Annotated in this window: 22 protein-coding genes; 11 read left to right on the forward strand and 11 right to left on the reverse strand. The window is 71.8% G+C overall.

The window, feature by feature from the left end:
* Window positions 1–130: 130 nt before the first annotated feature.
* A complete protein-coding gene (locus QCD68_RS05860) occupies window positions 131–403 on the reverse strand; it encodes a mycoredoxin (RefSeq protein WP_111076225.1) in 273 nt (90 codons plus the stop codon).
* A 68-nt stretch (window positions 404–471) separates the two neighbouring features.
* On the opposite strand from QCD68_RS05860, the gene QCD68_RS05865 reads away from it, so the two are divergent.
* From QCD68_RS05865 to QCD68_RS05875, 3 genes are read left to right on the forward strand one after another with little or no spacing between them, the layout of a single operon-like run.
* On the forward strand, window positions 472–804 hold the full coding sequence (locus QCD68_RS05865) for a PadR family transcriptional regulator (protein WP_301222367.1): 333 nt from the start codon (window positions 472–474) through the stop codon (window positions 802–804).
* On the forward strand, window positions 801–1,631 hold the full coding sequence (locus tag QCD68_RS05870) for a hypothetical protein (protein WP_301222368.1): 831 nt from the start codon (window positions 801–803) through the stop codon (window positions 1,629–1,631). The genes QCD68_RS05865 and QCD68_RS05870 overlap by 4 nt, the downstream gene beginning before the upstream one ends.
* Entirely contained in the window at window positions 1,628–3,142 is a 1,515-nt protein-coding gene (locus QCD68_RS05875; protein WP_301222369.1) for a CYTH domain-containing protein, read from the forward strand. The genes QCD68_RS05870 and QCD68_RS05875 overlap by 4 nt, the downstream gene beginning before the upstream one ends.
* Window positions 3,143–3,242: 100 nt before the next feature.
* On the opposite strand, the gene QCD68_RS05880 is transcribed toward QCD68_RS05875, so the two are convergent.
* Both QCD68_RS05880 and QCD68_RS05885 read right to left on the reverse strand, forming a co-directional pair.
* Complete coding sequence (locus QCD68_RS05880; RefSeq protein WP_301222370.1) at window positions 3,243–5,462, reverse strand: S9 family peptidase; 2,220 nt, start codon at window positions 5,460–5,462, stop codon at window positions 3,243–3,245.
* A gap of 9 nt (window positions 5,463–5,471) precedes the next feature.
* Window positions 5,472–6,683 carry a Fic family protein gene (locus QCD68_RS05885; protein WP_301222371.1) on the reverse strand — a complete coding sequence of 404 codons (1,212 nt, stop codon included), beginning with the start codon at window positions 6,681–6,683 and terminating at the stop codon, window positions 5,472–5,474.
* 212 nt (window positions 6,684–6,895) lie between these two features.
* Here QCD68_RS05885 and QCD68_RS05890 point away from each other — a divergent pair, with 212 nt between their 5' ends.
* Complete coding sequence (locus tag QCD68_RS05890) at window positions 6,896–8,098, forward strand: amidohydrolase (protein ID WP_301222372.1); 1,203 nt, start codon at window positions 6,896–6,898, stop codon at window positions 8,096–8,098.
* 120 nt (window positions 8,099–8,218) lie between these two features.
* On the opposite strand, the gene QCD68_RS05895 is transcribed toward QCD68_RS05890, so the two are convergent.
* The gene (locus QCD68_RS05895; RefSeq protein ID WP_301222373.1) at window positions 8,219–9,109 is read right to left on the reverse strand and encodes an aminodeoxychorismate lyase; all 891 of its coding nucleotides are present in this window, start codon (window positions 9,107–9,109) and stop codon (window positions 8,219–8,221) included.
* A 73-nt stretch (window positions 9,110–9,182) separates the two neighbouring features.
* Window positions 9,183–9,533, reverse strand: coding sequence for a tryptophan synthase subunit alpha (locus QCD68_RS05900; protein ID WP_111076232.1), 351 nt, complete (start codon window positions 9,531–9,533; stop codon window positions 9,183–9,185).
* A 65-nt stretch (window positions 9,534–9,598) separates the two neighbouring features.
* On the opposite strand from QCD68_RS05900, the gene QCD68_RS05905 reads away from it, so the two are divergent.
* Window positions 9,599–10,117, forward strand: coding sequence for an 8-oxo-dGTP diphosphatase (locus QCD68_RS05905; protein WP_221850555.1), 519 nt, complete (start codon window positions 9,599–9,601; stop codon window positions 10,115–10,117).
* Window positions 10,118–10,195: 78 nt separating this feature from the next.
* On the opposite strand, the gene QCD68_RS05910 is transcribed toward QCD68_RS05905, so the two are convergent.
* Genes QCD68_RS05910 through QCD68_RS05920 form a run of 3 tightly spaced genes read right to left on the reverse strand, consistent with a single transcriptional unit; the run spans window position 10,196 to window position 13,652 of the window.
* Window positions 10,196–10,480 carry a hypothetical protein gene (locus tag QCD68_RS05910; protein ID WP_301222374.1) on the reverse strand — a complete coding sequence of 95 codons (285 nt, stop codon included), beginning with the start codon at window positions 10,478–10,480 and terminating at the stop codon, window positions 10,196–10,198.
* Between the two features lie 59 nt (window positions 10,481–10,539).
* Window positions 10,540–11,928: an ABC transporter permease gene (locus QCD68_RS05915; protein ID WP_301222375.1), complete on the reverse strand. Its 1,389-nt coding sequence runs from the start codon at window positions 11,926–11,928 to the stop codon at window positions 10,540–10,542.
* A 35-nt stretch (window positions 11,929–11,963) separates the two neighbouring features.
* Window positions 11,964–13,652, reverse strand: coding sequence for a cation:proton antiporter (locus tag QCD68_RS05920; RefSeq protein ID WP_301222376.1), 1,689 nt, complete (start codon window positions 13,650–13,652; stop codon window positions 11,964–11,966).
* 113 nt (window positions 13,653–13,765) lie between these two features.
* Here QCD68_RS05920 and QCD68_RS05925 point away from each other — a divergent pair, with 113 nt between their 5' ends.
* The 3 genes from QCD68_RS05925 to QCD68_RS05935 all read left to right on the forward strand — a co-directional run bounded on the left by QCD68_RS05925 (window position 13,766) and on the right by QCD68_RS05935 (window position 17,797).
* Window positions 13,766–15,016: an inorganic phosphate transporter gene (locus QCD68_RS05925; protein ID WP_290157195.1), complete on the forward strand. Its 1,251-nt coding sequence runs from the start codon at window positions 13,766–13,768 to the stop codon at window positions 15,014–15,016.
* Window positions 15,016–15,312, forward strand: coding sequence for a hypothetical protein (locus tag QCD68_RS05930; protein ID WP_111076238.1), 297 nt, complete (start codon window positions 15,016–15,018; stop codon window positions 15,310–15,312). The genes QCD68_RS05925 and QCD68_RS05930 overlap by 1 nt, the downstream gene beginning before the upstream one ends.
* 973 nt (window positions 15,313–16,285) lie before the next feature.
* Window positions 16,286–17,797 (forward strand): aspartate ammonia-lyase, encoded by a 1,512-nt coding sequence (locus tag QCD68_RS05935; protein ID WP_301222377.1) that lies wholly within the window; start codon window positions 16,286–16,288, stop codon window positions 17,795–17,797.
* 86 nt (window positions 17,798–17,883) lie between these two features.
* Here QCD68_RS05935 and QCD68_RS05940 read toward each other — a convergent pair whose 3' ends face one another.
* Together QCD68_RS05940 and QCD68_RS05945 are read right to left on the reverse strand one after the other, a co-directional pair.
* Window positions 17,884–18,960, reverse strand: a complete 1,077-nt coding sequence (locus tag QCD68_RS05940) for a YihY/virulence factor BrkB family protein (protein WP_301222378.1) — start codon at window positions 18,958–18,960, stop codon at window positions 17,884–17,886.
* A gap of 22 nt (window positions 18,961–18,982) precedes the next feature.
* A complete protein-coding gene (locus QCD68_RS05945) occupies window positions 18,983–20,302 on the reverse strand; it encodes an MFS transporter (RefSeq protein ID WP_301222379.1) in 1,320 nt (439 codons plus the stop codon).
* Window positions 20,303–20,371: 69 nt separating this feature from the next.
* On the opposite strand from QCD68_RS05945, the gene QCD68_RS05950 reads away from it, so the two are divergent.
* The 3 genes from QCD68_RS05950 (at window position 20,372) to QCD68_RS05960 (ending at window position 23,916) form a co-directional block, all read left to right on the forward strand.
* Entirely contained in the window at window positions 20,372–20,743 is a 372-nt protein-coding gene (locus QCD68_RS05950) for an FKBP-type peptidyl-prolyl cis-trans isomerase (RefSeq protein WP_111045050.1), read from the forward strand.
* Window positions 20,743–21,585 carry an aldo/keto reductase gene (locus QCD68_RS05955; RefSeq protein ID WP_301222380.1) on the forward strand — a complete coding sequence of 281 codons (843 nt, stop codon included), beginning with the start codon at window positions 20,743–20,745 and terminating at the stop codon, window positions 21,583–21,585. Before QCD68_RS05950 ends, QCD68_RS05955 begins: the two co-directional genes overlap by 1 nt.
* Window positions 21,586–21,657: 72 nt before the next feature.
* Window positions 21,658–23,916, forward strand: a complete 2,259-nt coding sequence (locus QCD68_RS05960) for a HelD family protein (protein ID WP_301222381.1) — start codon at window positions 21,658–21,660, stop codon at window positions 23,914–23,916.
* Window positions 23,917–23,958: 42 nt separating this feature from the next.
* Here the strand turns inward: QCD68_RS05960 and QCD68_RS05965 are convergent, their stop codons facing one another.
* The gene (locus QCD68_RS05965) at window positions 23,959–24,234 is read right to left on the reverse strand and encodes a protealysin inhibitor emfourin (RefSeq protein WP_301222382.1); all 276 of its coding nucleotides are present in this window, start codon (window positions 24,232–24,234) and stop codon (window positions 23,959–23,961) included.
* Window positions 24,235–24,253 lie beyond the last annotated feature (19 nt).

Raw genomic sequence — 24,253 nt, forward strand, 5'->3', positions numbered from 1 at the left:
GGGGGGGGGGCGCGCGGGCGCCCCCCCAAAACCCCCCCCCCCCCCCCCCGCGGGCCGCGGGGGCTCGGGGGGTTTTTGGGTGGGCGGGGGCCGGCTGGCGCCGGGGCCGCGGGCGCCGCGCCGCGGCGGGTCAGACGCGGGACTGCACCTCGGCCAGGGACGGGTTCGTCGCCGTGCTGCCGTCCGGGAAGACCAGCGTCGGCACGGTCTGGTTGCCGCCGTTGACCTCGGCGACGAGTTCGGCCGTCCCGGGGGTGGTCTCGATGTCGACCTCGCGGAAGGGCACGCCCGCCTTGGTCATCTGGTTCTTCAACCGGGCACAGTAGCCGCACCAGGTAGTCGTGAACATGGTGACGCCGCCGGCCTCGGGCACGAACGCGTCACGGGTGATCGTCTCGCTCATGTGCTCACGGTAACCCCGGATCCCGGGAGGCGCTTGACCGGCTAGTCCTACATAGGTAGGTTCATGGGATGGAACCGTTGGTCCGCGTCACCGCACCCACGCTCGACGTCCTCGCCGCCCTCCTCGCCGCCGAGGGGCCGGCCTGGGGACTGCGGCTCATCAAGGAGCTCGGTCGCCCGTCCGGCACCGTCTACCCGATCCTCGAACGACTCGAGCGGCAGGGGTGGATCACCTCGGACTGGGACGACGACGCCGATCGGCCCGGCCCGCGTCGCCGCCTCTACGAGTTCACCGCCGACGGGCAGCAGGCCGCGACCGACCTGGTCGCCGCCCGACGCGCGGCCGAGGCCAGCGCCTCCCGTCCCGCCACCCGTCCGAGCACCCGGCCGGCGACCTCGTGAGCGCCCTCAGCCGTGTCCTCGTCGACACCGCGATCGCCGTCTCGCCGGCCGAACACCGGACGGTCCGCCGCGAGCAGTGGCACGCCGACCTCCGCGACGCTGCCGAGGTGGGGCTCTCGCCGACCGCCCTGGCATTCGGCGCCCTGACCACCGCACTGTTCCACCGCCGAGGGGCTCGGCGCACCAGCTGGGGAGACACCATGACCACCACACCGTTCGCCGCACCCGCGGCACCGCACACCATCCGAACCGTCCCGCTGCTGGTCACGGTGGCCGTCCTGTCCGTCCTGATGGCGGGACCGTGGCTGATCCTGCAGCCCAACTCCGGGTACGAGAGCGCCGTCGACCGCATGATCGGCGTCGGCGGTGTCTGGCTGCTGCTCGACCTGGTGCCCGGTGCTGCGATCAGCGCGGCGATCCTGCTCCTGCCCGGCGCCGCTGCCCGTCGTCGGCGCCTCGGTGCGGTCCTCGTCGTCGCCGCAGCCGTCGGGGCGGTCGTCGCGCCGATCGTCGGACCGCCGTCCGGGTGGCCGGTGAGCATCCTGCCGACGGTCGTGCCGCTCCTCGTGGCACTCGCCGGCTGGCTCGTCGCCATCGACGCTCCGGGCCGTGCCTGGCTGCTCGTGCTGCTCCCGCTCGGAGCGGCCGCCGTGGACGCGGCCGGGGTGCTCTGGCCGCTCGTCCCCGCCCGACTCGTCCCGTGCCTCCTGGCCGTGCCGGCGCTCTCCGTCGTCGTCGCCGGACTGCTCGCCTGGACGACCTCGCCCCTCCGCCGGCGCACCCGTGGCGAGGACCACGCCCCCACCCTGGTAGACAAGACCGTGTGAGCGACACGCACCTCGAGATCGAGCGCACCTACGACCTGTCCGCCGACGCCGCACTGCCCGACCTGGTCGGCGCCGGCGGGATCATGCAGACCGACACCCAGGAGCCGTTCGAGCTCGACGCCACCTACTGGGACACCCAGCGGTACGACCTGGTCGCCGCCCACGTCACCGTCCGTCGGCGCACCGGCGGGCACGACGCCGGCTGGCACATCAAGCGCGCCGAGTCCGACACCGTCCGGCACGAGGAGCACTTCCCACTGACCGAGGACCCGGACACCGTGCCCGTCGAGGTCCTCGCCGCACTCTTCACCGAACGGCGTGGCCGCGGACTGCACCCCGTCGTCCGGATCACCACCACCCGCACCGTCACCCGCCTGCTCGACGAGGACGGTGACCAGGTCGGCGAACTCGCCGACGACCAGGTCGTCGCCGAACGCCTCGACGACGACGCGCCGGCCCACCCGACCACGTGGCGGGAGGTCGAGGTCGAAGCCGTCGAGGGTGTCGACCCGCAGATCGCGCACGCGCTCTTCGCCGCCCTGGACGGTCGGTTCGCCGCCGTCGGCGCCGGCCCCGCCGCAGTCGCGTCCAAGCTGGCACGTGGGCTGGCGGGGGCACCGGCACCGCGCCTCCAGACCGAGGAGAAGCCGCACAAGGGCACCGCGGCCCGCGCACTCACCAAGCGGTTGCGGAAACTGCGGGGCACGCTGCTCTGCCTGGAGGCCGGACTGCGGTCCGGCGCTCCGACCGACCTGTCCGAGGTGGCCGAGACCGCCCTCGGCATCGCCGCGGTCCTCGGCTCGTACCGGCCGGCGTTCGCCGACGGCGACGAGATGGACCGTGCCGCCGCTGCGGCCGATGCGCTCGCGGCCGTGACGGCACGAGCCGCCCTCGCGGAGTACCTCGTCGACCGGTTGCCGCGCGCTTCCAGCCCGGCGCAGGAAGCACTCATCGACTCGATCACCCGCGAGCGGATCCTGGCCTCCACGCGCCAGCGCCGCGATGACGCCACCCGCGAGGTCGTGCTGTCCCTGCACGAGGAGTCGTTCCTCGAACTGCTCGACGCCCTCGACGACGCCGTCGAACGCCCTCAGCCGACCGAGTGGGCACTCCGCGACCCGAAGCGCGTCGCCCAGGACGTCTCGGCGATCGAGAAGCCGCGCGTCCGCGACCTCGTCCGTGAAGCCGTCGGGGACGACCCCGCCGACGAGGCCGGCGACCGCGAGGCCACCCAGCGCGCCTGGCACGCCACGCTCCGGGCCCGGATGGCGATGGACGTCCTCGGCGACGACGCGTTCCCGCACGCGCTCTGGAAGCGGATCGGCACCGCGGCCGACGTGCTGACCGAGCGGGTCCGGTCGCTGCACGCGCTCGAGCAGCTCCGCGTGCAGGCCGGCATCGCCGAGCGCGCGGGTGAGGGCACGTTCGGGTACGGCGTCCTGGCCGGCGACCGGGTCCGCGTGGCCGAGGAGTCCTACGACGAGGCGGTGCACGCGCTCAACCGCGTGTGACGGACTGTCCGTCCGCACACGACGACGGCGCGCACCCGAGCAGGGTGCGCGCCGTCGTCGTGAGGCCTGCTGCGTGTCAGCCGGCCTGTCAGCCGGCCTGTCAGCCGGCCGCGATCGGGTCCGCGCTCGCCGCCGCGGGGGAGACGTCGGCCAGGCCGAGCACGTCGAGCAGCCAGGCCAGCTCGGACGCACGCTCCTTCCACGAGTCGTACCGACCGCTGACGCCACCGTGTCCGGCGGACATCTCGGTCTTCAGGAGCACCGGCGCACCGACCTCCCGCAGCTTCGCGGTCCACTTCGCCGGCTCGACGTACAGCACGCGGGTGTCGTTGATGGAGGTCACGGCGAGGATGCGCGGGTACTGCACGTCGTCGCGGACGTTCTCGTACGGGGTGTACTCGCTCATGTACCGGTAGACCTCGGGGTCGTGCAGCGGGTCGCCCCACTCGTCCCACTCGATGACGGTCAGCGGCAGGTCCGGGTCGAGGATGCTCGTCAGCGCGTCGACGAACGGCACCGCGGCCAGGATGCCCGCGAACCGCTCGGGCGCCAGGTTCGCGACGGCGCCCATCAACAGACCGCCGGCGCTGCCGCCCTCGGCCACGAGACGCTCGGGTGTCGTCCGGCCGCTGTCGATGAGGTGCTCGGCGACGGCGACGAAGTCCGTGAACGTGTTCTTCTTCGTCAGGGTCTTGCCGTCCTCGTACCAGTGACGGCCCAGTTCGCCACCACCGCGGACGTGGGCGACGGCGAAGACGACACCGCGGTCGAGCATCGACAGACGCATCACGCTGAAGCCCGGGTCGATCGAGTGCTCGTACGAGCCGTACCCGTACAGGTGCAGCGGGGCCGGGGCGTCCGCGTCGACGGCGTCACGGCGCCACACGAGGGAGATCGGGATCCGGGTGCCGTCGGACGCCGTCGCCCAGTCGCGCTCCTGCACGTAGTCGGCCGGGTCGTAGCCGCCCAGCACCGGCTGCCGCTTGAGCACCGTGACCGCACCGGTCGCCAGGTCCAGGTCGCTCACCTCGGACGGGGTCACGAAGGACGTGTAGCCCAGTCGGAGCGTCGGCTGGTCCCACTCGGGGTTGCCGCCGAGCCCGGCCGAGAACAGTGCCTCGTCGAAGGGGACCTCGTGGGCGTCGCCGTAGCCGTCGCCCTCGATCGGGATGATCGCGATCCGGGGGAGTGCCTCGGACCGGTACTCGAGCGCCAGGTGCCCGGCGAAGGCGTCCACCGACTCGATGCGTCGTTCGGGGTGGTGCGCGACGACGACACGGCGGTCGGACTCGGACGTCGGGTCGTCGGCGGGGACGTCGACGAGCTCGAAGTTCTCGGCGCCGTCGTTGTGCAGGACGAGCAGCCGGTCGCTGCCACCGACGATGGCGTGTTCGATCTCGTACTCGACGCCCTCTCGACGGGGCCACACGACGCGGAACTCGCCGGTCGGGTCGGACGCGTCGAGGACGAGCGCCTCGGAGGTGATCTTCGACCCGAGCTCGATGACGATGTACTGCGACGAGCGGGTCACGCCCACACCGACCCAGTAGCGGTCGTCGGGCTCCTCGAACACCACGACGTCGGCGTCCGCCGAGGTGCCGACGGTGTGGCGCCAGATGCGGTCCGGGCGCCAGGAGTCGTCGACGGTCGGGTAGAACACGTAGCGGCCCGAGGGGTCGAACGTGGCGCCGGCCCCGGTGTTCGGGATCGTGTCGCCGAGGTCCTGCCCGGTCTCGAGGTCACGGACGGCCAGGGTGTAGCGCTCGTCGCCCTCGACGTCGACGCCGTAGACCAGCCGACGACCGTCGTCGCTGATGTCGTAGGTGCCGAGCGAGAAGAAGTCGTGCCCCTCGGCCAGGGCGTTGCCGTCCAGGACGACCTCTTCGCCGGGCAGGGTGCCGGCGCTCGCCGATCCCGGAGCCCCCGCCCCGGCGGTGTCCGATCCCGCAGTGTCCGCCTCGAGCGACGGCGGGGTCCAGTCGTCCGGCCCGCTGATCGGGGTCCGGCACTGCACGCCGTACTGGCTGCCCTCGCTGGTCCGGGTGAAGTACCACCACTGGCCCATGCGCACGGGGGCCGAGAGGTCGGTCTCCTGCACGCGGGTCTTGACCTCGTCGAAGAGCCGCTCACGGAGGGCGCCGAGGTGGTCGGTCTGCGCCTCGGTGTACCGGTTCTCGGCTTCGAGGTACGCGATGGTGTCCGGGGACTCCTTGTCGCGCAGCCACTCGTAGTCGTCGACGAAGTCGATGCCGTGGTGGGTCCGCGTACGAGGCCGCTTGGCGGCGGTCGGCGGGGTGGTCACGTCGTGCTCGCTGGTCACCGGCCCACCCTATGCGCTCAGGATGGAGGCCCGACCCGGCTCCGGGGCAGCGGCTGCCGGTCCGGCCTGCCCCGGTACGGCCTGCCCCGGTCCGGCCCGCCCCGGTGTCGGCACTGCCGCCGCCCGGATGCGCTCAGCCAGCGCATCGAGCTCCGCCAGCACGTCCGACGCCACCCACGCCCGGTCGTGTCGTCGCTCGGTCACCGGGCGCAGCACACCCGCGTCGACCAGCTCGTCGATCACGGCGTCCGTCCACGGCAGGTCCGGCGGCAGCGCAGCGGTGATCGCCGCTTCGGTCAGCACCGGGTCGGCGAGCAGGACGCGCAGCACCGTCGAGTCGTGTGCCATCCGATCCCCGAGACCCGCCGGGTGCACCGCGGCACGGTCCTGCTCGAGTTCGTCCAGCCGGAGGGCCGCGTACTCGACCTCGTCGCACACGGTGCCGATCGCCGCGGCGACCAGGCGCACGACGCCGTCGACGTGTCCGTCCCGGTAGTGGACGAGTTCGGCGAAGTACCCCGCCCGGTCCGCCACGAGCGCCGCCGCGACCGGGACCACGAGCGTGGAGGTCAGTCCGCGCCGGCGCAGCACGGCGTTGACCAGCGCCCGGCCGATCCGCCCGTTGCCGTCGGTGAACGGGTGCACCGACTCGAACTGGGCGTGGGCGATCGCCGCCTGCACGACCGGGTCGAGGTCGTCTCGCTCCAGGAACGCGAACAGGTCGTCCATGGCGTCGGGGACGTCGTCGGCCGGTGGCGGGACGTACGCGGCGTCCCGCGGTGACGCGCCGCCACCGATCCAGTTCTGCACCTGCCGCCAGCGCCCGGCCACCGGACCGTCGACCGGGTCGTCCCGCATGAGCACCGCGTGCGCGTCGAGCACCGAGCGCTCGGTGATGCCGACCTGCCCGGCGTCGTCGATCATCGCCCGCAGGGCCGCGGTCGCGCCGACCATCGCGGTGGCGCTGCCGTTCGCGCGGATGCCGACCAGGGCGCGGGCGTAGTCGTCGAGCGTCGCGTGCTCGTCCTCGATCCGGGAGGACGAGACTGCCTCGGTCCGGGCGAGCAGCAGGTCGAACGTCGCGGTGCGGTCGCCCAGACGTCGGTCGAGGTCGGCGAGCCGCTCGGCGACCCGCGACACCAGATCGGCGGTGCCCGATGACGGGGTCCAGGTGCGGTCCGCGATCCGCGGCGGCAGGGAGCAGCGGACCGAGCGGACCATCCGGTCGGCTCGTGGCGGCCGCCCGCTGCTCCGCCACGGTCGGGTCGTCGTCCGGTGCGCAGGCCAGCCGGGCCGGGTGTCGTCAAGGTGCATCGTGCCTCCGCTCGTCGGGTCCGACAGAAGGTACCGACCACCGAGCGGGCAGCACCAAGAACCTGTATTCCGTACACGAACTCCGTGGCGTCCGGCGACGGCATCGGTACCGTTGTGGGATGACTGACAACTCGTTCGTGATCACCGGTGCCCACGTCGTCCCCGTCGACGGCGACGCGTTCGACGGCGGCGCGGTCGTCGTGCAGGACGGCCGCATCACGGCGGTCGGACCCGACGTCGTGGCACCCGAAGGCCTGCCCGTGGTCGACGCTGCCGGTGCCTGGCTCCTGCCCGGCTTCGTCGAGGCGCACGGCCACGTCGGCATCCACGAAGAGGCGAACGGTTCGGCGGGCAACGACACGAACGAGATGACCGGCCCGAACATGGCTGCCGTCCGGGCGATCGACGCGGTCGACATCGACGACGAGGGCTTCCGCGATGCCCTGTCCGGTGGCATCACGAGCATCGTCGTGAAGCCCGGCTCCGGCAACCCGATCGGTGGACAGACCGTCGCGATCAAGACCTGGGGCGGCCGCACGATCGACGAGCAGCTCATCTCGGACGCCGTGAGCATCAAGAGCGCCCTCGGTGAGAACCCGAAGCGCGTCTACGGCGAGAAGGGGCAGACGCCCTCCACCCGCCTCGGCGTCGCCAAGGTGATCCGTGAAGCGTTCGTCGCCGCGCAGGACTACCGCGCGGCCCGCGACGCCGCCCACGCGAAGGACGAACCGTTCACCCGCGACCTCACGAAGGAGGCACTGGTCCGCGTCCTCGACGGCGAGCTCGCCTGGGACCAGCACACCCATCGGCACGACGACATCGCCACCGCGGTCCGTCTCGCAGAAGAGTTCGGCTACCGCCTGGTCGTCAACCACGGCACCGAAGCACACAAGATCGCGGGCCTGCTCGCCGAGAAGGGCATCCCGGTGATCTACGGGCCGCTGTTCACCAGTCGCTCCAAGGTCGAGCTGCGCGATCGCGGCATCCCGAACCTCACGACCATCGCTGCGGCCGGCGTCCGGGTCGCGATCACCACCGACGCACCCGTCGTCCCGATCAACATGCTCGTCACCCAGGCGACGATGGCGGTCCGCGACGGGCTGCCCCGACAGACCGCGCTCGAGGCGATCACCTCCGCGCCCGCCGACATCCTCGGCTTCGGTGACCGGGTCGGTCGCATCGCCGAGGGACTCGATGCCGACCTCGTCCTCTGGGACGGCGATCCGCTCGACGCCACCAGCCGCGCACAGCGGGTGTGGATCGAGGGCAATCAGGTCTACGCGTACGTCGACGGGCAGGGTGTGACGACCCCGCGCTGGTGACGATGCGGGTCGACACATGACCAGATGACAGACGGGAGGCGCGGCGCAGGCCCGCACCGCGCCTCCCGTCCGACCCTGGGCTCGACCAGGCCAGGCCGGTGCGGGCCGGGCCGGGCCCGTTCAGCCCTGGCGCGACAGCAGGAAGTCGTTGATCCGCTCGGTCATGCCGAGGTCCATCTCCTGCGACACGCCGTTGACGGTGTGGATCGGCGCCGCCTGCCGGATGCTCGACACCAGCCACAGCGCGTCCGCGGCCCGCAGGTCGTCCAGGGTGACGAGTTCGTAGGCGGTCTCGATGCCCTCCTGCTCGGCGAATCGGAAGACGTCGGCCTGCGTGGTGCCGTCGAGGATGCCGATGTCGGTGCGCGGGGTGACGAAGCGACCGCCGACGGACATGATGAGGTTGGCGCGGGTGCCCTCGAGGACGTAGCCGTCGGTCGAGATGAAGAGCGCGTCGTCGGCACCGCGTCGGACGGCCTCGCGGAGCGCCGCCATGTTGATGGCGTACGACAGCGTCTTCGCTCCCTGCAGCAGCCACGGCGAGGTCCGTTCGACGTCGTGCCGGTAGCCGCGGTCCAGCGTGACGACCCCGATGCCCTCGGTGCGGTCGCGGGTCTGGTCGGCGGACGGTGCGGCGTAGACCCAGCCGGTCGGACGGCCGAGGCCCTCGACGCCGCGGGTCAGGACGGTCTTGGCGTACGCCTCGCGCACCGGGTCGAGCCGCGCGCAGGCGGCCTCGATGGCCTGGCGCCAGGCGTTCAGGTCCGGCTCGGGCAGGTCGAGCTTCGCGGCGGACCGGCCGAAGCGGGCGAGGTGCGCCTCGAGGGCTTGCGGACGGCCGTCGATGACCGTGATCGTCTCGAACACGCCGTCGCCTCGGGTGAGTCCGAGGTCCATCACCTGGATGTGCTCCTCGAGCGGCTTCGCCCAGGTGAACGCGTCGGCCTCCGGGTCGTGCGGCGCTGCGGCGCGGGAGGGCTGGTTCAGGACGGCGAGGACGGTGTCGGTCATGCCCCCATCCAACCCCAGACCGGTGTCAGCGAGCACCGGTGTCAGCGAGCGCAGGTGTCAGCGAGCGCGGTTCTCAGCGCGCACCGGGCAGCGCGTCCATCAGCTTCCAGACGGCCTCGGTGAGTTCCGGGTGCTGGAGCGCGATGCGCCGGAGGCGGTGGTACTCCTCGCCGTGCTCAGTGCGCTGCCCCGATGCCGGGTGCGAGGACCACTGTGCGCTGCGCTGGCCGATGCGGACGTCGACCTCCATCGCCTCGGCACGGAGGATCAGGACGACCTGCTCGTCGACGCTCGGCAGCGTGTGCATGAAGTCCCAGGGATCGTCACCCTGCCGACACCGGTGTTCGACGATGACCGAGATCTCCTCGGCGGCTTCGGCGCGCAGCACCTCGAGGCTGCGCCCCGTCCTGCGTGACTCAGCCATGACGCCCCCACAGCACGCCTGCCATGCAACGAGCGTACGTCATCGGATCGGCCACACTGGACCACATGACGGAGCGCGACGAGAGCAAGACCCAGCACCCGGCCGTCGTCGTCGTGTACCTCCTGCGGAACGGTCCGGACGGGCCGGAGGTGCTGCTCGGCGAGAAGCGACGGGGTCTCGGCACCGGTCGTGTGGTCGGCCCCGGCGGCAAGCGTGAGGGCACCGAGACGGCGGTCGAGACGGCCGTGCGCGAGGTGGCGGAGGAGGTCGGCCTCCGCATCGACCCGGCCGACCTGGAGGCCCGTGGCACGTTGGACTACCGGTTCCCGTTCCGCCCGTCCTGGTCCCAGGTCTCGGACGTCTTCGTGTGCCGCCGCTGGCAGGGAGACCCGTCGGGCGGCGACGAGCTGGAGCCGCGCTGGGTGCCGGTCCGGGACGTCCCCTACGACGCGATGTGGGACGACGCGCGCTACTGGTTGCCCGCGGTCCTCGACGGGGGCCAGGTCGACGCCCGGGTGGTGTTCGCGGAGGACAACGCGTCGGTCGCGGGGTTCACCGGGACGGGGATCGGCGAGCCCGTCTGAGCCGCCGCGCCACGTCTGCCGGACCTGCCGCGTCAGCGTCGGCGTTGCCGGGCCGCGGAACGCCCGTCAGCGTGCCCGTCAGCGTGCGCGCTGCGTGGGAGTGGTGCCGGTGCGCGCGGCTTCGGCCTCGGCCATGACGTCGGCGTCCCCGCTCCGCCCACCGAGCGGGCGGACGAAGAAGTCGACGACGCCGAACGCGATCGCGGCGATGAGGGCGAACATCGCCCAGCCGTCCCAGAGCCCGGCGACGCTGCGGCCGCCGCTCGGCGCGAGCACGATGCTCGTGACGTAGGACAGCGCCGCGATGACGAGGAAGACGACGACGATCGTCATGAGCAGGCGGTGCCAGGCGGTTCGGGTCATGATCGGACCAGGATAGCCGTCGCCCCGGCGTTCATAGACGGGCGCTCACCGCCGGGCGCTCACCGACGAGGGTTCAGCGGCTCGTTCTCGAGCCCGTCGCGGCCGCCGGTGAAGACGTCCCCGGCGGCACGTTCGTCCTCCCAGTCGTCGTCGCGCAGGACCTGCAGCGTCCCGGTCTCGGTCGAGATGAGGCCGTTCCGCTCGAGTTCGGCGTCGCGCTGGCGGCCGAGGAACTCGCGGTTCGCGGTGTTCGCGTCCTGGAACATCGTGGTCCGGCCGGTGACGATCGCGCGGATCCGGCGGCGCTCCCACCACTTCTTGCCGAGGAACATCAGCACCAGCCCGGCCGCGGCGTAGCAGCCCATCGTGATCAGCCCGCGCTCCGGGCCCGGACCGACGCCGTAGAGCTGGTGCTTGATCATGTCGACCATGCTCGAGCCGACCACGACGTTGTTGAGCCACGCGAACGGCTCCGGCATGAACCACTTCGGGTAGGCGCCACCGGAGGACGGCATCGACAGGAAGACGAAGCAGATCATGGCGGGAGCGGCGATGAACCGGCCGACGAAGTAGCTGAGCCCGTTCACCGCCAGGCCGATCGCGACGATCCACCCCCACGCGATGAGGACGAGCGGGACGAAGTGGCCGTGGATCGCACCGACGACCGGGCCGGCGAGGGTGTTCGTGATGAGCGAGATGACCAGACCGCCGGTGACGATGACCGCCATCCGGGTGCGGTGGCGGAGCGGGCCGCCCATGATGCCGATGAACATCGCGACCATGTAGCCGCCGATGCACCACGCGAGCATCACGTACATCCCGACCGTGCCGTACTCGTCGTACGCAGGCAGGGGAGCGAGCTCGGTCACCCGGGGAGCGGTCAGCCCGGCACCGGTCCGCACGGCGCTCAGGGTCGCCGGCACCAGGTTCGCGACCTGGAACTGGTGCGCGCTGGCCTTGAACAGCTCGTTCGCCGACGGGTCGTACGCGACGGCGATCGTCCCGGCGAGGACATCGCGCTTCGCGCTGGCGAGGGAGTCGTAGGAGGAGAACAGGTACTCGCCCGGCAGCGCCTTCTGCACGGCTCCGACGAGGGTCTGGTCGCTGCCGACGATGCCGATCGGCACGTCGTGCGGGTGCGGGGCGTGGAACGCGAAGACGTAGCAGAGGCAGAAACCGACGATGAAGAACAGCGGCATCCACAGCTGCAGCCCGATGAGCTGCAGCGATGGGTGCAGGGTGGCGTACCAACGGCGGTAGCGGCCGATGTGTTGCTTCGGCGGCGGCGTGGGGCGTGCCTCCCGGCCGGGGCGGCGTGCCGGGCGTGACCGGTCGTCCGCGGCCCGTGCCGTGTCTCCGGCGCTGCGCGTCGGGAGGTCGTTGTTCCTGCGTGCTTCGTTCCGCGGCGTGCTCACTCGGCGGTGCGCTCCTGTCCTGTCGTCTGGCATCCCAGGGTACGCCTGGGTACCGGAGTGAGGACCGGTCAGGAACGACTGCGGGAGGCCTGCGCCGAGTCCATCGCGAGCTCTTCCGCATCGAGGGTCACGAGCACGCGGCGCATGACCTCTTCGTCGAGGTTGCCCTTCTCGCGCTCCTCGAGGACGATCTCGCGCCGGCGGTCGAGCAGCTCGCGGCGGATGTCCTGGATCTGGGCGCCGCGCAGACGCATCGGGGCCATGCGGTCCTCCGACTCCTCTTCCTCGGCGTCCTGCCGGAACGTCTCGGCCTGGCGCTCGAGCCGGGCCTTGAGACGGGAGACCACCGAGTCGACGGCGTCCGTTCCGTACCGCGTGCCCCACTCCGGACGGCGCTTGTCGAGCAGCTCGATCGCGGCGACGGTGGTGCGCTGGTTCAGCAGCATCTCGCTGCGCCGGTCCTTGTCGTCCTCGCCCGGGTCCTGCACCTTGAGCGCGCGGATCACGAACGGCAGCGTCAGCCCCTGCAGCAGCAGGGTGCCGACCGTGACGATGAACGCGATCACGAAGATCGTGTCCTGGGCGGGGATCTTCGTCGGGCTCGCGACGACCGACACCGCGGCGGCCAGCGTCACCACACCACGCATGCCGGTCCACGAGATGACCGTCAGTTCCCGCCAGTTGAGCCTCGGTTCGGCCGTGCCTCGGATCCAGCGCAGGGAACGGTGCCCTCGGGAGGCGCGGATCCGCAACGGACGGATGAACCGGCCGTGCAGGCGGTTGCGTGCGTACGACTCGAAGATGAAGAGCGGGCGGACCACGATCACCACCACCAGGACCACCGCCGCGGCGGTCAGCGTCTGGCCGAGGCTCCGCTCGCTCTCGACCAGGTCCTGCACGACGGTGTTGAGCTGCAGACCGATCAGCGCGAAGACGAAGCCCTCGAGGATCACGTCGACACTCGTCCAGAGCGGGCGCTCCTGCAGGCGGGTCGCGTAGCCCTCCTTGGGGGAGTTGTAGCCGATGTACAGCCCCGCGGTGACGACCGCGATGACGCCCGAGCCGGAGAGCTCCTCCGCCAGGATGTACGCCACGAACGGCAGCAGGATGCTCATGATCGTCTCGACCACCGGGTCGTTGATCCGCATCCGGATCCAGTGCACGACCACGCCGAGGACACCGCCGACGACCAGGCCGACGCCGATCGCCAGGCCGAAGATGCCGAGGTCCTGCCAGATCGTCAGTGACGCACCGGCGATGATCAGCGTGAACACCCGGACGAGCGTCAGGGACGCGGCGTCGTTGATCAGGCTCTCGCCGGACAGGACCGTCATCACGCGGCGGGGCAGGCCGAGCTTGCGGCCGATCGCCGCCGCGGACACCGCGTCCGGCGGCGCCACGATCGCACCCAGGAGGATCGCGGCCGGCCACGTCATGTCGGGGATGATCAGGTAGGCGGCCAGGCCCACGGCGAGCGCCGTGATGATGACGAGGAAGATGCCGAGTCGTCGGATCTGTTTGATCGACCCGCGGAAGCTCTGCCACGACACGTCGAGCGCCGCCGAGTAGAGCAGCGGCGGCAGGACCACCGTGAGGATGACCTCCGAGTCGATCTCGATGTGGGGCAGACCGGGGATGAACGACACGCCGAGGGCGACCGCGGTGACGAGGAGCGGAGCCGGGAGTCCCCATGCGCGGGCGAACCCGGTGACGGCGAGCGATCCGACCAGCAGGATGAGCAACTCGGCGATGTCCACGGGTCCATCTTCCCATCCCGAGGGTGTGGACCTGAGCAGACGTGAAGGGCAGATGAACAACAGGTGTCTGCTCGGCTTGCCCGATGCCCCTCCGCCTGGGACACTTGCCCGCGGTGGACATCACGCTCATAGTCGTCCTGGTCATTGCGTTGGCCCTCTTCTTCGACTTCACAAACGGTTTTCACGACACCGCCAACGCAATGGCGACCCCGATCGCGACCGGCGCCATGAAGCCCACGGTCGCGGTCTCCGTCGCAGCGGTGCTCAACCTCGTCGGGGCGTTCCTCAGCACAGCTGTGGCGACGTCGATCTCGCACGGGCTCATCAACGAGGGACCCGGTGGCGTCGCCATCAGTCCGGAGATGATCTTCGCGGGGCTGATCGGCGCGGTGGTCTGGAACATGATCACGTGGCTGCGCGGCCTGCCGTCGTCGTCCTCGCACGCGCTCTTCGGTGGCCTCATCGGTGCCGCGATCGTCGGTGCCGGGTTCGACTCGGTCAACTACGCAGCGCTGCTGACGGTGGTGATCATCCCGGCCTTCCTGTCGCCGGTGATCGCGGCCCTCGTGTCACTGCTCGCCACACGCATCGCGTACCGGATCACCCGTCGCCCGGTGTTCCCGAACGAACGCGGTGGCTTCCGCATCGGCCAGATCTTCACCTCGTCGATGGTGTCGCTCGCACACGGCACGAACGACGCGCAGAAGACGATGGGCGTCATCACGCTCACGCTCATCGCGTCCGGTGCCCAGTCGGCGAACCAGGGCGTGCAGTTCTGGGTCGTCGTGGCCTGTGCGCTCGCGATCGCCCTCGGCACCTACACCGGCGGCTGGCGCATCATCCGCACCCTCGGCTCCGGCATCACCGAGATCCGAGCGACGCAGGGCTTCGCGGCCGAGGCCTCGACCGCCGCGACGATCCTGGCCTCGAGCCACCTCGGCTTCGCACTCTCCACCACGCAGGTGTCCTCGGGCTCGATCATCGGTGCGGGCCTCGGCCGCCGCGGGTCGAAGATCCAGTGGTCGACCGCGGGCAAGATCGTCATCGCCTGGTTCATCACCCTGCCGGCAGCCGCCGCGGTCGGAGCGATCGCCTCCGGCATCGCCCGCTTCGGCGTGATCGGCCTGGTCATCGACGCCGTCGCCGGTGGGATCGTGGTCCTCGGCCTGTACCTCTGGTCGCTGCGCAAGCCGCACGACTCGGCCATCGAGATCGACGTCGCCGCGAACGCCGTGCTCACCCGCAAGGAGCAGCGCGGCCTGCAGCGCAAGAAGCGTGCCGAGGCCGTCGCCGCCCGCCGCGCCGAACTGAGCCGTGAGCGGACCCTCCGCCGCATGGCCGGACGCAAGGGAGGCCGTCGCTGATGGGCATCGACTGGGGAGCGTTCCTGCTCGTGGCGCTCGTCGCCGTCGTCTCGGCCTGCTTCGTCGTCTCCGTGTACTCGGTCGGGCTGCGCTTCTGGAGCGCCGCTGACACCCGTGCGGGCAAGTACACCGTGAAGGACGACGGCACGATCGGCCCGGCCACCGCCGGCTTCCCCGACCCGAACGCCGCCGCCGGGGCCGTCCGGATGCTCCGGGCGCTCGCCGTGGTCTGCTTCGTGCTCTGCGGTGCGGCCGTGCTGTACGGCATCTACCTGATCGTGCCCGCCTTCCACTGACGCGCGGTACGTCCTCTCCGGCAGCGGCCGGCCTCCGGGCCGGCCGTTGCTGCGTCGGGGGGTGCGCCCGTCCGCCCTCGTCGGCGTGAGCGGGTGGAATGCCATGGTGCGTGGCGGGCGGACCGCGCGTTCTCGCCCGCTCGCCGTCTGCGGGCCGGGAGGCGCGGGCCGGGCTGGTCCCGCGCCTCCCGTCCGCCCTGGCCGTGAGCGGGCGGAATGCCAGGGTGCGTGGACGGCGGACCGCGCGTCTTCGCCCACTCGCGGACGCCCCTGAGGTGAGCGGGCGGAATGCCAGGGTGCGTCAGCCGTGCGCGGCGCATTTGCGCCCGCTCGCCGTCGCGTGGCCGGTGGTCGGCGGACCTGAGGCGCGTGGTGGCTGGTGCCGCGCCTCCCGTCCGCCTCGTGCGTGAGCGGGCGGAATGCCAGGGGTCGTCGCGGACGCACCACCCGTTCCCGCCCGCTCGCGGATGCCCCTGAGGCGAGCGGGCGGAATGCCAGAGTGCGTCAGCCATGCGCGGCACGTTTGCGCCCACTCGCCGACGGGGACCCGGCAGCCGGCGGTCGGGAGGGCCGGGGCGGGCTGGTGCCGCGCCTCCCGTCCGTCCCGTGGCGTGAGCGGGCTGAATGCGAGGGTGGGCGGCGCGCGATCCCAGCGTTCCCGCCCGCTCGCCGTCAGAGGAGCCGGCGGCTGGCGGACGGGAGGCCCGTGGCCGGCCGGATGCCGTGCCTCCCGTCCCGCGGGTGGTCAGTGGGCGGAATCCCGTGGTGCATGACCAGGCACCCCTGGCATTCCGCCCGCTCGCGCTCCGACCCGTCCTCCCGCCCGAACGCACCCGCCCCCGCACTCGCTCCCGCCCGCCGCACCCGCCGCACCCGCACCCGCACCCGCACCCGCACCCGCCGCACCCGCACCCGCGCCCGCCGCGCCCGCGCCTCCCGCACCGGCCGGACGGTCGCGGACTACCCTCGACACGTGACCCGCGACGGAGAGGAACACCACGTGACGAGCGCTGCCACCCGCACCGAGACCGATTCCCTGGGCTCGAGGGAGGTGCCCGTCGACTCGTACTGGGGCATCAACACCCTCCGGGCGATGGAGAACTTCCCGATCGCCTCCGTGCCGATCGCGGTGTACCCGGACCTCGTCGCGGCCCTGGTGACGGTGAAGCAGGCGGCTGCGCGGGCGAACCGGGCGATCGGGGTCCTCGACGACGAGCGTGCCGACGCCATCGACCGTGCCGCGCAGGAGGTGCGTGACGGTGCCCTCCGCGACCAGTTCGTCGTCGACGTGGTGCAGGGCGGCGCCGGCACGAGCACGAACATGAACACGAACGAGGTCCTGGCGAACCGGGCCCTCGAGCTCCTCGGCCGCGAGCGGGGCGACTACGCGTACCTGCACCCCATCGACCACGTGAACCGCAGCCAGTCGACGAACGACACGTACCCGACGAGCATCAAGATCGCGATGATCTACGGGGTGCGCCGTCTGGCCGACCAGCTGGAGCAGCTGTCGGACGCGTTCGCCGAGCGGGGCCGCGCCTTCGCGGACGTCCTCAAGGTGGGTCGGACGCAGCTGCAGGACGCCGTGCCGATGACGCTCGGGCAGGAGTTCACCGGCTTCGCGCACACCATCCAGGAGGACGTCGTCCAGCTCCGCCGCGTGGTGCCGCTGCTCGGTGAGATGAACCTCGGCGCGACCGCAATCGGCACCGGCATCACCGCGGATCCGCTCTACCGCGACGAGGTCCGCAGACAACTGGCCGATGCGTCCGGCATCGACGTCGTCACCGCGCCGGACCTCATCGAGGCGACGAGTGACGCCGGCTCGTTCATGACGCTGTCCGGCACGGTCAAGCGCAGTGCGATGAAGCTGTCCAAGATCTGCAACGACCTGCGACTGCTGGCGTCGGGGCCGCAGGCGGGCCTCGGTGAGATCACCCTGCCGCCGCGGCAGGCCGGGTCCTCGATCATGCCCGGCAAGGTCAACCCGGTCATCCCGGAGGTCGTGAACCAGATCGCGTTCGCCGTCGCCGGGGCCGACACCACGGTGACGATGGCGGCCGAGGGCGGGCAGCTGCAGCTCAACGCCTTCGAGCCGATCATCGCGCACTCGATCCTGCAGTCGCTGCAGTGGATGGCCCGCGGGTGCGCCACCCTCCGCGAGCACTGCGTCATCGGCATCGAGGCGAACGAGGCCAAGCTCGCGGCCCAGGTCGACACGAACGTCGGTGTCGTCACCGCACTGACGCCGTACATCGGCTACTCGGCGGCGGCGTCGATCGCGCACACGGCGTTGACGACCTCGACGCCGATATCCACGCTGGTGATCGCGGCGGGTCTGATGGACGAGCACCAGGTGCACCGCGTCCTCAGCCCGGCGCGCCTGTCCGGCATCGAGATGGCCACGGGGGCGATCCCGGTGATCACCGAGGCGATGCTCCAGCAGCACGCCCGCGACGCGGCCCCGCGTCCGCCGCAGGCCTGACCCGATACGCAGGCCTGCAGGCAGACGGGCTGGACCCCCTGACGGACGGGAGGCCCGTGGCGGCCCCGCCACGCGCCTCCCGTCCGTCAGGGCATCGGCCGCTCGCCCGCGCGCACCTGCCCCGCCACCCGCCGGAGCTCGTCGTCCTCAGGTGAGGCCTCGTCGTCGGGGAGCTCCGCCGCCGCGGCCCGCACCTGCGCCGCCGCTGCGATGTCCTGGTCCCGCCACCGGGCCAGCGTGAAGTTCCGGGTGACGTCGCGGAGCGGCAGCCGGATGGTCTCGTCGGCCTCGATGCCGGCGAGCAACTGGCGCATCCGGATCACCTCGGAGTCGAGCTCCCCGCCGACGACGAGCACGAAGTTCGAGATGTACAGGTACACGAGCAGCAGCAGCGCCCCGCCGAGCCAGCCGTAGGCGCGGTTGCCGCCGCCGATCGTCTCGACGTAGACCGCGAAGCCGACCGTGGCGATCGCCCAGGTGCCGATCGCGAAGCCGGCGCCAGCGGAGACCCACCGCAGCTGCGGCGTCTTGACGTTGGGGGTGGCGGTGTAGAGCACGGCGACCATGACCACCAGGTCCGCGACGAGCACCGGCCACTTCGCGACGTTCCAGACGTCGTCCACCCAGGACGGCCAGCCGACCTGCTGCACGATCGCGGCGGAGATCACCGGGGTGCCGAGCAGGATCACGAGGGCGACGGCGCCGCCGACCATGATCAGCAGCGTGACGAGGAGCATCATGCTGCGGAACTTCCAGATCCGCCGGCCCTCCTCGACCTCGTAGGCGGTGTTCATCGCCCGGCCGAACGCGGTCGCGTACCCGGACAACGACCACAGCGTCAGGACGAGTCCGACGGTCGCGCCGAGCCACGGGTTGTCGAGGGTCAGCAGCTGCCGCAGCGGGGTCTCGAGGTGCTCGGCCGTCTCGGGCCGCACGATGACGCCGAGGATCCCGATCACGTCCGCGACGCTGTCCCCGCCCTGGTCGACGACGGCCAGCAGCGACACCACGGTCAGGGCCGTCGGGAACACGGTCAGCAGCGCGAAGAACGTCAGCGATGCGGCCGAGTCGACGACCCGGTGCCGGATGACCGAGTGGTACGTCCGACGCACCACCGCCCGGACACCCGAGCGGCGCAGGTCGCGTTCGCGGCTCGCCGGCATGGGGTCGACCGTACCGGCTCCGTCAGTTCGCGTTCGGGTGCAGGGCGTCGTACCGGCGGAACGAGGGGACCAGCCGGAGCAGCAGGGCGACCAACGCGATGATGAGGACACCGCCGATCACCGGCGGGTACGCGAACCCGGCCGCGACGACCAGCCCGGCGTACAGGTCGCCGACCCGCGGGCCGCCGGTCACGACGACGATGAAGATGCCCTGCAGTCGACCGCGCATGCCGTCCGGTGCGGCGGCCTGGAGGATCGTCCCGCGGAACACGCTGCTCACGTTGTCCGCACCGCCGGCCACCGCGAGGAACAGCGCACAGAGCACCAGCGCCGGCAGGATCCCGGTCGAGAAGGTCTCGGACGGCCGCCCGCCGAGGAGGTGCGCGCAGGCGACGACGACACCGAACGCCGCGATCGCCCCGCCGTAGACCGTGATCGCCCACCCGACGGCCTCACCCTGGCGTCGCACGTGGCCGAGCGGGCCGGAGAAGATGCCGGACAGCAGCGCACCGATCGCGTACGCCGCGGTCAGGGCCCCGACGGTGATCGACCCGCCGCCGACGACCAGGGCGCCGATGGCGGGGAACAGCACGCGGGGCTGCCCGAAGGTCATCGCGATGATGTCCAGCACGAAGGTCATCGTGATGTTGCGGGAGCGCCGGAGGAACTTCGCCCCCTCGATCAGCGACGACAGTCCGGGGCGCAGGGCGTCGTGCTCCGGGGCCATCCGGGGCAGCGTGACCACCCCGAGGAACGCCGCACTGAACAGGACGACGTCGACCGTGTACGTGGGCGCGAAGCCGAACGCGGCGACCAGGACCCCGCCGACCGCCGGACCGACCGTCACCGAGAAGCCGGCGCTGATGCTGTTCAGCGCGCTCGCCGCGGGCAGCAGCTCGATGCCGACCAGGCGCGGCACGATGGCGGCGCGGGAAGCACCGATGACGGTGCCGGCGACGGCGTTCACCGTGACCAGGACGTAGAGCAGGACGACGCTGTCCAGGCCGAGCCAGGCGTGCGCGGCGATCATCGCGGTCGACACCCACGCCAGGACGGCCGACACGAGGGCGACGGTGCGGCGGTCGAACGCGTCCGCGAGCATCCCGCCGTACAGACCGGCCAGGATCATCGGCACCAGGGAGATCACGCCGACCAGGGACACCATGAAGGTCGAGCGGGTGATCTCGTACACCTCGAGCCCGACGGTGACGCTCGTCATCATCGTGCCGATGCCGGCGATCGAGCTGCCGATCCAGAGTCGAGCGAAAGCGGGAGAGCGGCGGAGCGGGGTCAGGTCGGCGAACAGGGAGCGGCGGGGCTTCGCGGGGGCATCTGGTGTCACGGTGGAACCATTCTGTGGCCTGGAGGCCGCCTGCGGGGCCCCGTTTCGTTCTCTGGTTGACTGACGGACATGACTGACCTGAACAGCAAGCCCGAGTTCGACGCTCCCGAGGGCCCGGCCCCCACCGACCTCGTCATCACCGACATCGTCGAGGGTGACGGCGCCGTCGCCGAGTCCGGCTCGACCGTCAAGGTCCACTACGCCGGCGTCGAGTACGAGTCCGGCGAGGAGTTCGACAGCTCCTGGGGCCGTGGCGAACCGATCGACTTCCCCCTCGCGGCCCTCGTCCGCGGCTGGCAGGAGGGCATCCCCGGCATGAAGGTCGGCGGCCGCCGCAAGCTCGTCGTCCCGCCGGAGCTCGCCTACGGCCCGGCCGGCGGCGGACACTTCCTGTCCGGCAAGACCCTGATCTTCGTCATCGACCTGCTCGGCGTCCGCTGATGGCGGGCGTCCCGGCGGTCCCGACCCTCGAGCTGAACGACGGGCACCGGATCCCGGCGCTCGGCCTCGGCACGTACTCGCTCGACGGGGACGAGGGGATCCAGGCGGTCGGTGCGGCGATCACGAGCGGGTACCGCCTGCTCGACACCGCACTGAACTACGGCAACGAGGACGCGGTCGGCGAAGCGGTCCGCCGCGCCGACGTGCCGCGCGACGAGTTCGTCGTGACGTCGAAGCTGCCGGGACGCCACCACGGCTACGACGAGGCGCACCGTTCGGTGGACGAGACCCTGGCGAACCTGGGGCTCGACCACCTGGACCTGTACCTGATCCACTGGCCGAACCCGTCGGTCGGCAAGTTCGTCGAGACCTGGAAGGCGTTCGTCGACCTCCGCGACAGCGGCAAGGTCCGCTCGATCGGTGTCTCGAACTTCACGCCGGAGCACCTCGACCGGATCATCGACGCCACCGGGGTCGCCCCGGCCGTCAACCAGGTCGAACTGCACCCGTACTTCCCGCAGACCGAGCTCCGCGCCGTGCACCAGCGGCTCGGCATCGTCACCGAGAGCTGGAGCCCGCTCGCGAAGCAGTCCGAGCTCCTCACCGAGCAGCCCGTCACCGCCGCGGCCGCCGCGCACGGGGTGTCGGCCGGCCAGGTCGTGCTCCGCTGGCACGTCCAGCTCGGTGCCGTCCCGGTGCCGAAGTCGGGCGATGCGGACCGCCAGCGCGAGAACCTCGACGTGTTCGGCTTCACGCTGAGCGACGACGAGGTCCAGGCCATCTCCGCGCTCGAGCGTGGTCGGCTGTGGGACGGCGACCCGGACACGCACGAAGAGATGTAGCCGGGCGCGTTCGCGTCGAGCCCGACCGGGGCAGGGGGATACGATTGGTCCCCCTGTCCCGAAGGGTTGCGAGTGTCCGAAGCGCGTGTTTCCGAACCCACCGAGATCGACCGTGAACGCGGCTACGTCGACGGTCTCTTCCACCGACTCGACGAGCTGACGGCCGAAGCTGCCCAGCGACTCGCCGAGACCCGCCGACAGACCGTCGGCGGCAACCACCAGAGCCGCACCGAGCGCGATGCCTTCGCCCGGCTCTACGAGGACACCGTCGCCACGCTCGAACGCGTCGGTGACCGGCTGGTCTTCGGCCGGCTCGAGGTCCAGGACCCGCCGGCCGACGAGGACGCCTTCCGGTACATCGGTCGGGTCGGCCTCCGTGACGCCGACCACCGTCCGCTGCTGCTCGACTGGCGTGTGCCCGGTGCCAGCGCGTTCTACCAGGCGACTGCGGCGCACGCGATGGGCATGCGCGCCCGTCGGCACCTGACGCTCGAGGGCCGCACGGTCGTGGGGGTCGAGGACGAGGTCTTCGACGCCACGCTCTACGACGACGAGCGCACCCACCTGCAGGGGGAGGGCGCGCTGCTCGCCGCGGTCACCGCCGAGCGCACCGGCCGGATGACGGACATCGTCGCCACCATCCAGGGTGAGCAGGACCGCATCATCCGCTCCCCGCTCGAGGGTGTGCTCATCGTGCAGGGCGGCCCCGGCACCGGCAAGACCGCCGTCGCACTGCACCGCGCCGCGTACCTGCTCTACTCGTACCGCGAGCGCCTCCGGGGCTCCGGCGTCCTGGTCGTCGGCCCGTCGCCGGCGTTCCTCACCTACATCGAGCAGGTGCTGCCGTCCCTCGGCGAGACCGGCGTCGTGATGGCGTCGCTCGGCTCGCTGTACCCGGGGCTGCACACCACGGTCCACGACCGCCGGGACGTCGCCGCGGTCAAGGGCTCGGGCGAGATGGCCGACCTGCTGCGGCGGGCCGTCCGCTCACGCCAGGTCGTCCCGACCGAGTCGGTGACGCTCGACGTCGAGGGCGAGCGACTCGTCGTCCCGCCGCAGCTCGTGGCCGAGGCGATGCGCCGCGCCCAGGACCGCGGCAAGCCGCACAACGTCGCCCGGGTGTCGTTCAACAAGAACGCGCTCGACGCCATGACCCGCCTGCTCGCCGACCAGCTGCGGCATCGCGGCACCACGGTCGACGAGGCGGACGAGAAGGTACTGCGCGAGGACATCCGCAGCTCGTACGACGCCCGCGTCCTGCTCAACACCGCGTGGCTGCCGCTACCGGCCGAGAAGTTCCTCGAGGACCTCTACGCCCGCCCGAACTGGCTGGCGTCGCTGACCCCGAACTGGAGCCCCGAGCGCCGCGAACTCCTCCGACGCGAGCGTGGTGCGGCCTTCACGGTGGAGGACGTGCCGCTCCTCGACGAGGCCGCCGAGCTGCTCGGCGAGTTCGACCCGACCGGTGGTGCGGCGAAGCGGCAGGCGAAGGCCAGCCGCAACCGCGACATCGAGAACGCCCGCCAGGCCATCGAGAACATGGGCGTCGAGGGCATCGTCAGCGCGGAACAGGTGGCCGGGGCCTTCGCTGAGGGCGGCGACCCCCGCTCCACGGCCGAGCGTGCCGCCGAGGACCGCGAGTGGACCTACGGGCACATCGTGGTCGACGAGGCGCAGGAGCTCTCGCCGATGCAGTGGCGGATCCTCGCCCGCCGGAACCCGCTGCGGTCCTTCACGATCGTGGGCGACATGGCGCAGGGCTCCTCGCCCGGTGCCGCCCGCACCTGGGACGACGTCCGCGGTGCGCTCTCCCGACGCCGTCGTGGTCGTGCGCCGCAGGTGCCGCTGGACTCGCGGCTGGAAGAGCTGACCGTGAACTACCGCACGCCGCGCTCGATCGTCGAGGCCGCCGGGGCGTTCGCCGCCTCGGCCGGACTCACGGTGACCGCGAACGAGGCGGTCCGTGACGGCGACCCCGTCGAGCGGCTGCGCGTCGACCGGGCGGACCTGTTCGACACCGTCGTCCGCCGGGTCGACAGCGAGCGGGACCTGATCGGCGCGGGGACGATCGGCGTGATCGTGCCGGAAGCCGACGTCACGGCCGTCCGGGAGCGCCTGGCCCGCACCGAGGCCGACGTCCGCGGGCTCGGTTCGCCGCGTCCGGGCTCGCTCACGGTGCTGACGGGTGCCGACGCGAAGGGCCTGGAGTTCGACGGCGTGCTGCTCGTCGACCCGGACCGGGTCGGGTCCGACGCGGCCCGCGCGGCTGCGGCGGTCTACGTCGCGATGACCCGTCCGACCCGCCGCCTGACGGTCATCGAGGTCGCCTGACGGTCGTCGAGATCGCCTGACGGGAGGCCCGACACCCGTCCGTCAGGCCGGCTCGCCCTGGTCCCGCACCTCGGCCACGAGCGTCGCCCACGGCCCGTCCAGCCGGCGGCCCGGGATCGTCACCGTGGTGCGGGCGACGGTCACGGTCCAGACGAAGTCGTCCGGCGTAGGGGCGTCAGCGTCCGGAACGGCCGCATCGCGGGGGAGTGCCCCGACGAGCTCCGCCCACCGGTCGGCGTCCGGCCGGGCGTCGGTGTCGACCTGCCAGGCACGGGTCAGGCCGGCGAACCCGCCACTGCGACGCACGACGATCTGCATGACCGGAACCTACGCCCTC

Origin of the sequence: Curtobacterium sp. PsM8 (assembly GCF_030433875.1) — a bacterium.
In the GTDB taxonomy this organism is placed as follows: Bacteria; Actinomycetota; Actinomycetes; order Actinomycetales; family Microbacteriaceae; genus Curtobacterium.

What these genes read in the sequence shown, in the direction of transcription:
- QCD68_RS05860 (WP_111076225.1), bottom strand. Translation starts at nt 403, where the DNA reads ATGAGCGAGACGATCACCCGTGACGCGTTCGTGCCCGAGGCCGGCGGC.
- QCD68_RS05865 (WP_301222367.1), top strand. Translation starts at nt 472, where the DNA reads ATGGAACCGTTGGTCCGCGTCACCGCACCCACGCTCGACGTCCTCGCC.
- QCD68_RS05885 (WP_301222371.1), bottom strand. Translation starts at nt 6,683, where the DNA reads ATGGTCCGCTCGGTCCGCTGCTCCCTGCCGCCGCGGATCGCGGACCGC.
- QCD68_RS05890 (WP_301222372.1), top strand. Translation starts at nt 6,896, where the DNA reads ATGACTGACAACTCGTTCGTGATCACCGGTGCCCACGTCGTCCCCGTC.
- QCD68_RS05895 (WP_301222373.1), bottom strand. Translation starts at nt 9,109, where the DNA reads ATGACCGACACCGTCCTCGCCGTCCTGAACCAGCCCTCCCGCGCCGCA.
- QCD68_RS05900 (WP_111076232.1), bottom strand. Translation starts at nt 9,533, where the DNA reads ATGGCTGAGTCACGCAGGACGGGGCGCAGCCTCGAGGTGCTGCGCGCC.
- QCD68_RS05905 (WP_221850555.1), top strand. Translation starts at nt 9,599, where the DNA reads ATGACGGAGCGCGACGAGAGCAAGACCCAGCACCCGGCCGTCGTCGTC.
- QCD68_RS05910 (WP_301222374.1), bottom strand. Translation starts at nt 10,480, where the DNA reads ATGACCCGAACCGCCTGGCACCGCCTGCTCATGACGATCGTCGTCGTC.
- QCD68_RS05915 (WP_301222375.1), bottom strand. Translation starts at nt 11,928, where the DNA reads ATGCCAGACGACAGGACAGGAGCGCACCGCCGAGTGAGCACGCCGCGG.
- QCD68_RS05930 (WP_111076238.1), top strand. Translation starts at nt 15,016, where the DNA reads ATGGGCATCGACTGGGGAGCGTTCCTGCTCGTGGCGCTCGTCGCCGTC.
- QCD68_RS05940 (WP_301222378.1), bottom strand. Translation starts at nt 18,960, where the DNA reads ATGCCGGCGAGCCGCGAACGCGACCTGCGCCGCTCGGGTGTCCGGGCG.
- QCD68_RS05950 (WP_111045050.1), top strand. Translation starts at nt 20,372, where the DNA reads ATGACTGACCTGAACAGCAAGCCCGAGTTCGACGCTCCCGAGGGCCCG.
- QCD68_RS05955 (WP_301222380.1), top strand. Translation starts at nt 20,743, where the DNA reads ATGGCGGGCGTCCCGGCGGTCCCGACCCTCGAGCTGAACGACGGGCAC.
- QCD68_RS05965 (WP_301222382.1), bottom strand. Translation starts at nt 24,234, where the DNA reads ATGCAGATCGTCGTGCGTCGCAGTGGCGGGTTCGCCGGCCTGACCCGT.